Genomic DNA, 255 nt, shown 5'->3' with positions numbered 1-255 from the left:
GAGTTTGTGGGGCCGGTGCGAGCGGTCCTGCACGTCCTCCCGGTTCTTCCACTTCGACGCCGTGCTGCGGCTGATGTTGTAGCGTTCGGCCAGGGCCACCACGCCCAACTCGGAATCGCGAATCTCCGTGCGGGTCAGAGGTGTGGTACGGGCTTGGGCGTGGACTCGGCTCATGCGACTTTGACGACCGACTGCTCGGCCTTGAGGGTTCGGATCAACTCCCGCAGCACGTCCCTGGCTTTGAACAAGGCCCAG

General features: G+C 64.3%; 1 pseudogene. It reads right to left on the bottom strand.

Going from position 1 to position 255, the window contains the following annotated elements:
• Positions 1-174, bottom strand: a pseudogene (locus tag ACG02S_RS26430) (IS481 family transposase); the annotation flags it as partial.
• Positions 175-255: the final 81 nt, after the last annotated feature.

The sequence above is a fragment of the Pelomonas dachongensis genome, assembly GCF_043555865.1.
Classification (GTDB): Bacteria; Pseudomonadota; Gammaproteobacteria; order Burkholderiales; family Burkholderiaceae_C; genus Pelomonas; species Pelomonas dachongensis.
Note: the sequence above shows the minus strand (reverse complement) of the source record. Positions and strands in the feature narration are given on the sequence as shown.